Source organism: Streptomyces sp. A01, from assembly GCF_059026195.1.
Genome location: NZ_JBWLKN010000026.1, coordinates 37,091 through 49,938 on the forward strand (window position 1 = coordinate 37,091; position 12,848 = coordinate 49,938).

Below are 12,848 nucleotides of genomic sequence, written 5' to 3' on the forward strand. Positions count from 1 at the left end.
TTTGCCGCGTGTTCAGCACCGAGCTGCGGGATTCATTTCCGATTGGCTTCATCCGGCGGGCGCGGTCCCCGGAACAACGGGGGGAGACCGGGTCGGTTGATGGACCCGCGCGAAGGACTTCTCCCATGTCGCAGCCGACTCCGCCGCCCTATCAGCCGGAGGGAAACCCCAACGCACCGCACTACCCGTCCTACGGCCACCCTCCCCAGCAACCGCCCCCGTACGACCCGCAGCAGCCCCCTGCCCAGCAGGGTTTCGGCTATCCCCAGGGCCCCTCGCAGCCGCCCCAGCCCCCGTACCCCGGCGGCGACGGCATACCCGGCGGCCCGGGCGGTCCGATGGACGGCGGCGGGCCGGGGAGCGGTGGCCCAGGGGGCGGCGGGCCGATGGGCGGTGGTCCGGTGGGCGGCGGCCGCTCGGGCGGGCCCGGCGGTGGCGCGCCACGCGGTCGGCGTCGGCAGAAGAACCGCGAGCCGGTCCTCATCAGCGGGGTGGCCGCGGCCGCGGTGCTCATCGCCGGGAGCGTCTGGTTCGCCGCCAGTGGTGACAGCGGCGACGGCGGCAGCGGGGGCGAGTCCGGTACGGACCAGGCGGCCGAGGGCCGCGTCCTCCACAAGGTCGCCATGCCGCCGCTGACCGAGGACCCCATCGTCGTCGACGGCCTGTGGACGACCGACAGGAATTTCGTCAAGGCGAGCATCAAGAAGATCGTCGGCTACCCGTCGCAGGGCGGTGCCGCCGAGTGGGAGATCCCGCTCGACGGCAACATCTGCCGGTCCTGGCCCCAGGCCACCGCCGACGGCAAGACCGCGGTCCTCTTCGAGGAATCCGGGAAGGACGACGCGGTCTGCACCCAGGTCGGCCTGGTGGACCTGAAGAAGGGCAAGCTCATCTGGCAGCGTGAGGCGACGGGCGAGTACGGGTCGAACACCTTGTTCAACGAGGTGAGCATCGGCGGTGGCACCGTGGCCGCTGGCGGCGACGACGGCGGTGCGGCCTGGTCCCTGGAGGGCGAGCCGCTGTGGAAGCCCGAGCCGGACGCGGAGTGCGAGGACATCGGCTACGGCGGCGGTGCGCGCAAGCTCGTCGCCGTGCGCGAGTGCGGGGACATCTCGGAGCCGGACATCGACGTCGTGACCCTCGACCCGAAGACGGGGGACGTGAAGTCGGGCTACCGGATCGCCGCGGGCATCGAGGACGTGTACCTGGCCTCGGCCGACCCGCTCGTCGTCGGCGTCGAGGACGAGAAGAAGAACCAGCGGGGCGGCGGCCCCACGGACTTCCTGTCGATCGACGACAGCGCCACACGGGGCAAGCTCCGCGGCCAGATCGGCGTCGGCAGCCAGAAGCTCGACGTCGAGTGCGACCTGAGCAAGATCGAGGGCTGCACGCAGCTGGCCGTCAGCAAGAAGGCCGACGCCCTCTTCCTGGCGACGGAGCAGAACGTCGACGCCGAGACGATGAACGAGATCGTCGCCTTCAGCCTGAAGACGGGCAAGGAGACCGGCAGGACGCCCGGCTCGGCGGACGCCAATCTGAGGCTGCTCGGAGCCGAGGAGGACGGCTCCGTGTTCGCGTACCAGGAGACCACCTTCGGCGGGCAGGGCGGCGCGGTCTGGCGGATCGACTCCGGCTCGTACGAGAAGACCAAGGTCCTGCAGAACGCCAACGCGGGCCGCGACGTGGAGGCGAGTTACGAGGCCGGTGGCCGCTACCACTACGCGAACAAGCGGCTGTACCTGGGCGAGACGATCGTCAGCAAGCCCGACGACGGCCAGAAGGTCACGGAATCCCCGCTCGCCGTCGTCATCGGCACGAGCTGACCGTTTCCGGCTCCGCCGGGCGGTAGCCACCGTTCCCCGCGCCCGCGAAAGCCCCGCGCCCGCCGGCACGTCCGGCGGGAGCGGGGCTTTCCCGCGCCGTTCCCGTCATCAGGGCCCCGGGTGGCTACTTGCCCACCCCCTCCGCCAGGCCCCGGACGAAGTGCCGCTGTCCGATCAGGAAGATCACGATCATGGGCAGGGCGGCGATCGTCAGTCCGGCGAAGAGCATCGGCCAGTCGGAGTTCAGCCGCCCCGCCATGTCGGCGAGGCCGACCGGCAGGGTCTTGCGTCGGTCGTCGGTGATGAAGACCAGCGCGAAGGCGTACTCGTTCCACGCGAACAGCGCCTGGAGCATCGCCGCCGACATCAGGATCGGGCGCGACATGGGCACCACGACCCGCCAGAAGATCTGCCAGCGGCTCGCCCCGTCCACATGCGCCGCCTCTTCCACCTCGACGGGCAGCCCGACGAGGTAGGCGCGGATGAGGAAGGTCGTGAAGGGGACCTTGAAGGCGGTGTAGAGGACGATCAGCGCCCAGTACGTGTCGTAGATGTGGATGGCCTGGAGCAGCTGCGACAGCGGTACGAGGGCGACGGTCGGCGACAGCATCATCGCGCCGAGGATGAGCAGCAGGGCGGGCTGCGAGCAGGGGATGTCGAGGCGGGTGAGCCCGTACGCCGCCCAGGCGCTGATGAGGGTCACCGCCAGAACGCTGGCGGAGGTGACGAGCGCGCTGTTGAGCAGGTACCGCAGCACGCCCTGGTTCCAGGCGTCGGCGTACGTGCCCCAGTGCGGGTCGGCGGGCAGGGCCCACGGGTCGGCGAAGATCTCGCCGTTGGACTTCAGCCCGGACAGGGCCATCCAGCACAGCGGGTAGAGCACGGCGACGGCCAGGGCGGCGAAGCCGCAGTAGGCCAGCAGCCGCAGGATCACCGGGCGTCCCCGGAACGCCGCGCCGTGCGCCGGGCGCGCGGGGCGGTCGGCCCGCTGCCGGGGGGCGGAGCGCTCCTTGTCGAGGGTGAGGGTCATGCCGCCGCCTTCCTCCTGGAGTAGATCAGCTGGAGCGCGCCCGCAGTGAAGGTGATCAGGAACATCACCGTCCCGATCGCCGAGGCGTAGCCCATGTCGTCGCCGGTGAAGGCGCTGGCGTACAGCCAGGTGCCCAGCACCTGGCTGGAGTTGCTGGGCCCGCCGCCCGTCATCACCATGACCTCGTTGAAGACCAGGAACGCCTGGGAGACGGTCAGGACGACGAGCAGGGCGGTCATCTCGCGGACCATGGGCACCGTGACGGTGAAGAAGGTGCGGACGCGTCCCGCGCCGTCCACGTAGGCCGCTTCGTACAGCTCGCGCGGAACGCGCTGCACGGCGACGGTGAGCAGCATCGTGGTGTACCCGAAGGACTGCCACTGGCTCATCCCGATGACGCCCCAGATGGACGTTCCGGGGTCGCCGAGCCAGTCGTGTTGCAGGGAAGAGAGCCCTACGGCCCGCAGTGCGCCGTTCACCATTCCGGCGTCGGGCTGGTAGAGGAACTGGAAGAGCAGCCCGGTGACGGTCATGGAGACGGCCGCCGGGATGAAGTACACGGTGCGCAGTACGCCCCGCAGTCTGCGGCCGACCAGTTCCTCCAGCGCGGCCGCCAGCACCAGCGCCGCTCCCACCTGGATGACGACGGAGGTGACGGCGTACAGCACGTTGTTGACCAGCGCCTCCCAGAAGACCGGGTCCTCGGCGGCCTGGCGGTAGTTGTCCAGGCCGACGAAGCGCATGCCGGGTGAGAAGACGCTGTACTTGTAGAGGGAGAGCCGGACGTTCTCCACGATCGGGTAGTAGACGAAGAGCGCGATCAGGGCGAGCGCGGGAGCGACGTACATCGCGTGGCTGAAGCGCCGGGTGCGGCGGGCTTTCATGGGCGTCTCCTCGGGCGAGGACGGGCTGAGCATCGGTGGGCGCCGCGCGGCTCGCGTCGCGTTTGTCGCCGGGGTCCGGGACCGGGACCGCCGGGCGCGCGGGCGGGCGGTCGGCCGGACACGAGGCCGGGGGCGGGGCCGGGTACGGAGCGGGGCGAGGGGGCCGGGCGGGGAGCCGGCTCGCGGCCGGGCCGGCGGCCGGTTCCGCGGCCATGAGCGGGGCCGGGAGCGGGGCCGGGAGGGCAGCCGGGCGAAGGTCCGGGCCGGCGCAGGGCGGGTCTCATCGTCGTACGCCGAACCGCCGGGCCTTCTCCGCCCCGCGCCGCACCTCGCGCATCGCCGCCTCGGGCGTCGCGCCGCCGGACAGCACGGACTCGGCCGCGGAGAGATAGGGATTGACGATCTTGTCGTCGGCGCGGGTGTCGAGCCACAACGCCATGTCGTGGCCGGCGATGGTGCGCTGCGCCTTGCGCAGGCCGCGCAGGGTCCCCGCGTCGGCCGTTCCCTTGACCGCGCTGATCCACCCGAGATCACGGACCACGGCGTCGGCCTGCGTGCGGCTGGTGAGGAAGCGCAGGAAGTCGACGGCGAGGGCCTTGTCCGGCGAGTTGTTGGAAACCATCAGGCCGTCCGTGCCACCGGCGATGGCGCGCGGGCTCCCGGCCGCACCGGGGATGGCGGGCATGGCGAAGAAGTCCCAGTTGTCGGCGAACGACGCGGGCGCGCCGCCGGACTCGGCGAGGTAGGAGAACTCCAGCGTCTCCAGGAACTGCATCGCGGCCTTGCCGTAGACCATCCGCGCCTGCGCCGTCTCATGGCTCGCGCTGGTGCCGCCCGGTGCGAAGCAGCGCTTGCGCAGTTGGCTGAGGTCACTCAGCGCGCGGGTGTAACCGGGGTGCTGGAAGGCGTCCTTCCCGCCGTCGCCGTCATAGTCGCGGGCGAGGGTCCTGGCGGGGACCTCCATCGCGTTGAACTGGGTGAGCAGGTGCCCCGCCGGCCAGCCGTACTGGTTGCCGAAGGCGATCGGCACATAGCCCGCCTTCTTGATCCGGTCGCAGGCGGTGAGGAGCCCGGGGAAGGTCGTCGGCTCGCGCACGCCCGCCTTCGCGAAGATCTTCTTGTTGTACGCGAAGACCTTGGCGTCGAGGTTGAGGGGCACGCCGTAGACCCGGCCGTCGTAGGTGTAGGCGTCCAGGGCGTCCGCTTCGAAGGTCCGGCCCCAGGCTGAGCCCTTGAGCTGGGAGCTGAGGTCGGCGGCCAGCTTTCCGTCGGCGAACTTGCGGCCGTACCGTCCCGGCCAGGAGAAGTAGATGTCGGGCAGGTCGCGCGAGGCCGCCAGCACCGCTATCCGGTCCTTGTACGGCTGGTCGCCCACCGCTTGCAGTTCGATGGTGACGCCCGGGTTGCGCTTCTCGTACGCGCGCGCGGCGGCCTCGAAGTACGGCGTGTACTCCGGGTCGGCCCACTTCTCCAGGACGGTGAGATGGCCCGAGGGCTTGCCGGTGAAGGTGAAGTCGTTCGGGGTACTGCGGATGGGGGCCTGGCCGCAGGCGGTGAGCAGCAGGGCGAGCAGGCAAGCGGAGATGGCGGCGGCTGTGCGCATCGGCTCTCTCCTGGCGGAGTCGGAGTGGGTCAGGCGTGCACCCGGTCGGTGGCCGGGGCATCGGGGGCGGGGAAGGCGGCTGGGTGGCCGAAGGCGCCCGGCTGGGTGCAGACCTCGGCGGCGTAGGCGGCGGCGCGGGCGGCCGCCTCGGGCAACGGCCGCCCGTCGAGGAGTCCGACGAGCAGGCAGGCGATGTAGGAGTCCCCGGCGCCGAGCGTGTCGACGGCCTGGACGGGGACGACCGGCTGGCGGTGCGAGGAGCCGTCCACCTGGCTCAGCAGCGCGCCCCGGCCGCCCCGTGTGACGACCACCAGGCCAGGGCCCAGCGCCCGCGCGCGGGCGATGAGGTCGGCCGTCTCCTCGTCGTCGGCGTCGGGCCGGGAGAAGACCGCGCAACTCAGGTGCGGCAGCAGGGGTTCGGCGTAGGACCAGGGGCGGTCGGAGAAGTCGTAGCTGACCCGGCGGGCGGCGCGGGCGAGTTGCGGCAGCTGCTCCTCCAGCCGGCCGCAGTCGCCGGTGTGGACGTAGTCGAAGCCGGAGAGCCAGTGGAGGTCGGCGGGCGAGAGCCGGAAGGGGGAGACCCCGTCCGAGCAGTCACCGAAGTGCCGGTTGCCGCTGTCGTCGAGATGCACGGTGGCGTACGCGGTGGGCCCCTCGGCGGTGCGCGCCCGCTCCGTGAGCACTCCCTCGGCTTCGAGGGCGGTGCGGATGTGTGCGCCCGCCTCGTCGGTGCCGGTGACGCCGAGGTACGCGCTCCGGGCTCCGCACCGTGCGGCGTGCACGGCCACGTTGAGCGCGTTGCCGCCGGGATACATCAGCCCGCGCCGCGGGTAGCGGTCGACGACGTTGTCTCCGACTCCGCAGATGCGCATGGTCGGTCCTCTCTGGGTCGCGGGGTGGGGCGGCCCCGGCTTGGGCCGCACGGGGCACGGGGCACGGGGCACGGAGCCACGGGGCACGCGGGGCACGGAGCACGGAGCACGGGGCACGGGGCACGGGGCACGGGGCACGGAGCAGCCGTACGGGACCGCCGTGCGAGGGGCGGCGCCCTGCGGACGGGCTCCGCGACGGCTCGTACGGACCGCGCAGGGCCGTACGGGGCGGGTTCGCCAGGGACCATACGGAGAGAGCCGCCTGACGGGGTGTGGGCGGCCCGGTGCGGCGCTCCTCGCGCGGCGCACCGGGCCGGTGGTGGACGGGCCGGTTCTCCGGGGGAAGGCGGCTGGACCGGTCGGCGGCGCGGCGGTCCTGGCCTGGGAGCCGTCCCGTCCGGCTCAGTAGTCGACCTGGAACATGTAGCGGCGCTTGTCGAGGTCGTGGCCTCGGACCGCCTCGTAGTGCCGGGCGAGGCGGGTGACGACGACGTCGAGGGCGATGGGGGTGATATCGCCGCGCAGCCGCTCGGGCACCCCGGGCAGGGACAGCTTGCGGGCGTCGATGGTGTGGGCCTTCTTCGTGTACTTGTCGAGGAAGGTCTGGGCGCGCTCGGCCATGGGGCGGGTGTTGTCCTCGCCGAGAAGCAGCAGCACCGGCTGGTCCTCGGTGACGACCTCGAACGCGCCGTGGAAGAACTCACCCGCGTTGAACGAACCGGCGTGCTTCCACTGCATCTCCATCAGGTAGCACATGGAGAAGCCGTAGCCCGCGCCGTAGTTGGGCCCGGCGGAGAGCACATAGGTGACCTCCTCGTCGGCCAGCGCGGTGGCGATGGAGTGGTTGAGTTCCTCGGTCTCCTCCTGCGCCGTGTACAGCGCGTCCGGCAGCGCCTCGTAGGCGGTCCGTACGGCGGCGTAGTCGCCCTCGACGCCCACCGCTTCCAGCACGGCGTACACCAGCTGACCGAACAGCACGTGCTTGGGCGCGACGACGGTGTCCTCGCTGCGGTACGTGAAGGCGACCTCGGCCGCCTGGGCGAGGGGGCTGTCGGCGCTGCGGGTGAGGGCGGCGACGCGGGCCCCGGCCTCGCGGGCGTAGTGGGCGGCGGCGACCGTCTCCTTGGTGGTCCCGGTGTGGGAGGAGACCAGGACCAGGGAGCCTTCGCCGAGGAGTGCGGGGCGGCGGAGGTTGAACTCGTCGCTGTTCATGTGGAAGACGGGCAGCGGGAGGCGCGTCTCCAGCAGGTAGTGCGCCGGGTAGGCGGCGGTCAGTGAGCCGCCGCAGCCGACGAGGAAGACGTTGCGCAGCCCCGAGGCGACGACGTCACCGACGAAGCCGCGCGCGGTGTCGTTCTGGCTGAGGGCGAAGGCGACGGCCTCTTTGAAGTCCTCGGTGATGGGCTTGAGCGGAAGGGTGGCGGTGGTCACGCGAATCCTCTTTCGACGGGGCGTGGGAAGGTTCCCAACGGCGCGCTTTGAGAACGTTCTCAATCGCGATGTTGGGAACCTTCCCACCGGTGTCGAGAGCCCGTCAAGAGTCGTGCGCCCATTGGTCTCGCGCACCCGATAGCCTGAGCTGGCCATGACGACCAATCGACGCCGCGCCGCGACCATCCCCGATGTCGCCCGGGAGGCCGGTGTCTCCCGGTCCACCGCCTCCCGTGCCCTCGCCGACTACGGCTCGGTCAGCCCCGAAGCCCGCGAACGCGTCCGCGCCGCCGCCGAGAAGCTCGGCTACCGCGCCAACCAGCTCGCCCGCAGCATGATCACCGGGCGCACCCACACCCTCGGCGTGGTCATAGCCGACATCCAGAACCCCTTCTTCGCCGGTGTCACCCGCGGCATCACCGACGCCGCCCACGCCGCCGGCTACCAAGTCCTGCTCGCCAACACGGACGAGGACGTCGCCACGGAGCGCGCCGCCGTGAAAATGCTGTGCGACAAGCACGTCGACGGCCTCGTGGTCTCCCCCGCCTCGACGACCGAGGTCGGCCACCTGGCCGCGCTGACGGAGGCGGGGCGCCCCGTCGTCCTCCTCGACCGGCGCGCACCCGGCCTGCCGGCCGACACGGTGACCGTCGACAACCAGGGCGCCACCGAGGACGCCGTGGGTCGCCTGCTCGCGGCCGGTCACCGCCGGATCGCCCTGGTGACGCTCGTCGGCAGCGACGGAGACGAGGACGACACGGCCCGGGGCCGGGTCTCCGCCGCCCACCCCGGCCCCCGCCCGATCTCCACCGGCATCGAACGCGTCGAGGGCTACCGCGCCGCCCTGCACGCCGCGGGCATCGAGCACACCGACGCGTACCTGCGGGTCGGCACCTTCCACCGGCAGGACCCCGCAGCCCTCACCGACGAACTGCTGGCACTCCCCCAGCCGCCGACCGCCATCTTCGCCACGGACAGCGTCATCGCCCTCGGCGTCCTCAGCGCCGTACGGGCCCGGGGACTGCGGGTACCCGCCGATGTGTCGGTCGTGGCCTTCGACGACGCCGACTGGGCCCAGGTGGTCCGCCCCCGGCTCAGCGTGGTGGCCCAGCCGGTCCAGGAACTGGGCGCGCGGGCCGTACGTGCCCTGGTGTCCCGCATAGAGGGCGACGCGCGCCCTCCCCAGCACATCACCCTGGAGACGGAGTTCATCGCCCGCGACTCCATCGCACCACCCCCCTGACCCGCCGCACGTACGCCCGTACGTCCCCGTACGCCTCCGGCTCAGCGCCCTGGCGCTTTGCGGACGCTCCGGGCGCCCTATGCCGCGTACACCGAGAGCCGCCCCTGGCTGCGTGCCCCGTGCCCCGTGCTCCGTGGCCCCGTGCCCCGTGCCCCGCGCTCCGTGGCCCCGTGCCCCGTGCGCCGTGCGCCGTGCGCCATGGCTCCGCGCTCCGTGCCGCGGAGCCTGGGATCGTGCGGCCTCCGGGGCGCCGCGCTCCGTCCCCTACGCCACGGGGCGCCGTCCCCCGCGCTCCGTGGCTCCTGCCCGATGCCCCGTCCCCCGCGCTCCGTGCCCCGTGCGCCATGGCCCCGTGCGTCGCGCTCCGTACCCGTGGCCCCGTCGCCCGTGCTGCGGGTGCCCGGCATCGCGTGGTCTCCGGAGCGCCAGGCCCCGTGGCTCCGCGCTCCGTGCCCCGTCCCATGGCCCGCGCCCGGCCCCCATGCCCCGTCCATGCCGCCACCACTTCGGCCGACCGCCCACGGCGGCGCGACTCGCCAGCTCAGTGGCCCCCACGCCTGGCGGACTCCGGCGCGGCACGACAGCGGCGGCGGCCCCCCGGAGGGGACCGCCGCCACATGAACTCGTCAGCGCACTCGTACGCACGCCACAAACACACACGCCCGTACGCGCACGCGTACCGCTTACGTCAGACGTCAGCCCTCGACGCCCAGCCGTTCCAGGATCAGCTCGCGCACACGTGCCGCGTCCGCCTGGCCGCGTGTGGCCTTCATGACCGCGCCGACCAGGGCGCCCGCCGCGGCGACCTTGCCGCCGCGGATCTTGTCCGCGATGGCGGCGTTCGCCGCGATGGCCTCGTCGACGGCGGTGCCGAGCGCGCCCTCGTCGGAGACGATCTTCAGGCCGCGCTTCTCCACGACCGTGTCCGGGTCGCCCTCGCCCGCGAGGACGCCCTCGATGACCTGGCGAGCCAGCTTGTCGTTGAGCGAGCCGTCGGCGACGAGTGCGGCGACCCGGGCGACCTGGGTGGGCGTGATGGGGAGCGCGGCGGGGTCGATGCCCTCCTCGTTGGCACGGCGGGCCAGCTCGCCCATCCACCACTTACGGGCGGAGCCGGAGTCGGCACCCGCGTCCATGGTGGCGGTGATCAGGTCGATGACGCCCGCGTTGAGGACCGACTGCATCTCGTGCTCGGAGATGCCCCACTGCTCACGCAGCCGGTTACGGCGTACGCGCGGCAGCTCGGGCAGTCCGGCCCGCAGTTCCTCGACCCACTCCCGGGCCGGGGCGACCGGCACCAGGTCGGGCTCTGGGAAGTAGCGGTAGTCCTCGGCTTCTTCCTTGATGCGGCCGGCGGTGGTGGAGCCGTCCTCCTCGTGGAAGTGCCGGGTCTCCTGCACGATCGTGCCGCCGCTGTTCAGCACGGCGGCGTGCCGCTGGGCCTCGAAGCGCGCCGCCCGCTCCACGGAGCGCAGCGAGTTGACGTTCTTGGTCTCGGAGCGGGTGCCGAACTTGGCGACGCCCTTGGGCCGCAGCGACAGGTTCACGTCGCAGCGCATCTGGCCCATCTCCATGCGGGCCTCGGACACGCCGAGCGCCTTGATGAGCTCGCGCAGCTCGGCGACGTACGCCTTGGCGACCTCGGGAGCGCGTTCCCCCGCACCCTCGATCGGCTTGGTGACGATCTCGATGAGGGGGATGCCCGCACGGTTGTAGTCGAGGAGCGAGTGCGACGCGCCGTGGATGCGCCCCGTGGCGCCGCCCACGTGCGTGGACTTGCCGGTGTCCTCCTCCATGTGGGCGCGCTCGATCTCGACGCGGAAGATCTCCCCGTCCTCCAGCTGGACGTCCAGATAGCCGTTGAAGGCGATCGGCTCGTCGTACTGGGAGGTCTGGAAGTTCTTCGGCATGTCCGGATAGAAGTAGTTCTTCCGGGCGAAGCGGCACCATTCGGCGATCTCGCAGTGCAGCGCGAGACCGATCTTGATGGCGGACTCCACAGCGATCGCGTTGACGACCGGGAGGGAGCCGGGCATGCCGAGACAGGTGGGGCACGTCTGCGAGTTGGCGTCGGCGCCCAGCGTCGTCGAGCACCCGCAGAACATCTTGGTTTTGGTGCCGAGTTCCACGTGCACCTCAAGACCCATCACGGGGTCATAGGTGGCCAGCGCGTCCTCGTACGACACCAGTTCAGTGACGGTCACGGAAAACTAACCTCTCAGCCCAGCAGAACGTCGTCGTCGCCGAGCCGCTTCAGCTCTCGGAGGAGCAGTGCGACCCCGGTGGCGATGGCCGCGGCCGAGACCACGGCGTCGACCAGTTGGAGCGTGTCGTTCTCGTAGCGGGCCTTCTTGCCCTGCTTGAGGACACTGACCGCGCCGAACAGGGTGGTCCCGATGGACAGGTACAGGCCGGGCTTGGACTTCTTGAAACCCTTGGCCTTCTCAAGCTTGCCGCTCACAGTGACGGTGCCTCCTCAAGCAGTGGGTGACCCCACCGGGCCGTGAACGCGGCCTCGACGGCGGCGCCCACCCGGTAGAGCCTGTCGTCGGCCATGGCGGGAGCGATGATCTGGAGTCCCACCGGAAGGCCGTCCTCGGGCGCCAGGCCGCAGGGCAGCGACATCGCCGCGTTGCCGGCCAGGTTGGACGGGATGGTGCACAGATCGGCAAGGTACATCGCCATCGGGTCGTCAGCGCGCTCACCGATCGGGAAGGCCGTGGTCGGTGTCGTCGGCGAGATCAGCACCTCCACCGACTCGAACGCCTTCTCGAAGTCGCGCGTGATGAGCGTGCGCACCTTCTGCGCCGAGCCGTAGTACGCGTCGTAGTAGCCGGACGACAGGGCGTACGTGCCGAGCATGATGCGGCGCTTGACCTCGTCGCCGAAGCCCGCCTCGCGGGTGAGCGCGGTGACGTCCTCGGCGGACCTCGTACCGTCGTCGCCGACCCGCAGGCCGTACCGCATGGCGTCGAAGCGGGCGAGGTTCGAGGAGCACTCGGACGGCGCGATCAGGTAGTACGCGGCGAGCGCCTTGTCGAAGGACGGGCAGGAGATCTCCACGATCTCCGCGCCCAGCTCACGAAGCAGGTCCACGGCCTCGTTGAACCGCTGCATGACGCCGGGCTGGTAACCCTCGCCCGCGAACTCCTTCACGACGCCGACGCGCATGCCCTTGACGTCACCGTTGCGGGCGGCCGCGACGACCTGCGGCACGGGAGCGTCGATCGAGGTGGAGTCGAGCGGGTCGTGCCCGGCGATGACCTCGTGCAGCAGGGCCGCGTCCAGCACCGTACGGGCGCACGGACCGCCCTGGTCCAGGGAGGAGGAGAAGGCGACCATGCCGTACCGGGAGACACCGCCGTAGGTCGGCTTGACGCCCACGGTGCCGGTCACGGCGGCGGGCTGGCGGATCGAGCCGCCGGTGTCGGTGCCGATCGCGAGCGCGGCCTCGTACGAGGCGATGGCCGCGGCCGAGCCGCCGCCGGAGCCGCCGGGGATGCGGGTGAGGTCCCACGGGTTGCCCGTGGGCCCGTACGCGCTGTTCTCGGTGGAGGACCCCATGGCGAACTCGTCCATGTTGGTCTTGCCGAGAATGACCACGCCAGCGGCCTTCAGCCGCTGGGTGACCGTCGCGTCGTAGGGCGGGACCCAGCCCTCAAGCATCTTGGAGCCGACGGTCGTCGGAACGCCCTTGGTGGTGAAGATGTCCTTCAGCGCCAGTGGCACGCCCGCCAGCGGGCCCAGCTTCTCGCCCCGCTCACGCTTCTCGTCGACGGCGCGGGCCTGCGCGAGCGCGCCCTCGCGGTCCACGTGGAGGAAGGCGTTCAGCTTCTCGTCCACGGCGGCGATCCGGGCCAGGTGCGCCTCGGTCACCTCGACCGCGGTCACCTCTCCGGACGCGACCCTGGCGGCGGTCTCGGCCGCCGTGAGCTTGATCAAATCGGTCGTGTTCGTCACAG

Annotated in this window: 10 protein-coding genes; 2 read left to right on the forward strand and 8 right to left on the reverse strand. The window is 71.6% G+C overall.

The annotated features are described in order from the left end of the window. Positions 1-125: 125 nt before the first annotated feature. On the forward strand, positions 126-1,823 hold the full coding sequence (locus AC5P1B_RS28210; RefSeq protein ID WP_493890685.1) for a hypothetical protein: 1,698 nt from the start codon (positions 126-128) through the stop codon (positions 1,821-1,823). A gap of 124 nt (positions 1,824-1,947) precedes the next feature. Here AC5P1B_RS28210 and AC5P1B_RS28215 read toward each other — a convergent pair whose 3' ends face one another. From AC5P1B_RS28215 to AC5P1B_RS28235, 5 genes are all read right to left on the reverse strand, one after another. Next, positions 1,948-2,853 carry a carbohydrate ABC transporter permease gene (locus tag AC5P1B_RS28215; protein ID WP_493890686.1) on the reverse strand — a complete coding sequence of 302 codons (906 nt, stop codon included), beginning with the start codon at positions 2,851-2,853 and terminating at the stop codon, positions 1,948-1,950. Next, the gene (locus AC5P1B_RS28220) at positions 2,850-3,737 is read right to left on the reverse strand and encodes a carbohydrate ABC transporter permease (protein WP_493890687.1); all 888 of its coding nucleotides are present in this window, start codon (positions 3,735-3,737) and stop codon (positions 2,850-2,852) included. Before AC5P1B_RS28220 ends, AC5P1B_RS28215 begins: the two co-directional genes overlap by 4 nt. Before the next feature lie 280 nt (positions 3,738-4,017). Next, positions 4,018-5,340 (reverse strand): ABC transporter substrate-binding protein, encoded by a 1,323-nt coding sequence (locus tag AC5P1B_RS28225; RefSeq protein WP_493890689.1) that lies wholly within the window; start codon positions 5,338-5,340, stop codon positions 4,018-4,020. A 29-nt stretch (positions 5,341-5,369) separates the two neighbouring features. Beyond that, a complete protein-coding gene (locus AC5P1B_RS28230; protein WP_493890690.1) occupies positions 5,370-6,212 on the reverse strand; it encodes a PfkB family carbohydrate kinase in 843 nt (280 codons plus the stop codon). A gap of 402 nt (positions 6,213-6,614) precedes the next feature. Then, entirely contained in the window at positions 6,615-7,643 is a 1,029-nt protein-coding gene (locus AC5P1B_RS28235) for an SIS domain-containing protein (RefSeq protein ID WP_493890691.1), read from the reverse strand. Positions 7,644-7,797: 154 nt separating this feature from the next. Here AC5P1B_RS28235 and AC5P1B_RS28240 point away from each other — a divergent pair, with 154 nt between their 5' ends. Further along, complete coding sequence (locus tag AC5P1B_RS28240) at positions 7,798-8,886, forward strand: LacI family DNA-binding transcriptional regulator (protein WP_493890692.1); 1,089 nt, start codon at positions 7,798-7,800, stop codon at positions 8,884-8,886. Between the two features lie 695 nt (positions 8,887-9,581). Here the strand turns inward: AC5P1B_RS28240 and gatB are convergent. From gatB to gatA, 3 genes are read right to left on the reverse strand one after another with little or no spacing between them, the layout of a single operon-like run. Continuing rightward, positions 9,582-11,090, reverse strand: a complete 1,509-nt coding sequence (gatB, locus tag AC5P1B_RS28245) for an Asp-tRNA(Asn)/Glu-tRNA(Gln) amidotransferase subunit GatB (RefSeq protein WP_493890694.1) — start codon at positions 11,088-11,090, stop codon at positions 9,582-9,584. A 14-nt stretch (positions 11,091-11,104) separates the two neighbouring features. After that, entirely contained in the window at positions 11,105-11,347 is a 243-nt protein-coding gene (locus tag AC5P1B_RS28250; protein ID WP_493890695.1) for a hypothetical protein, read from the reverse strand. Further along, the gene (gatA, locus tag AC5P1B_RS28255; protein ID WP_493890697.1) at positions 11,344-12,846 is read right to left on the reverse strand and encodes an Asp-tRNA(Asn)/Glu-tRNA(Gln) amidotransferase subunit GatA; all 1,503 of its coding nucleotides are present in this window, start codon (positions 12,844-12,846) and stop codon (positions 11,344-11,346) included. The genes AC5P1B_RS28250 and gatA overlap by 4 nt, the downstream gene beginning before the upstream one ends. Positions 12,847-12,848: the final 2 nt, after the last annotated feature.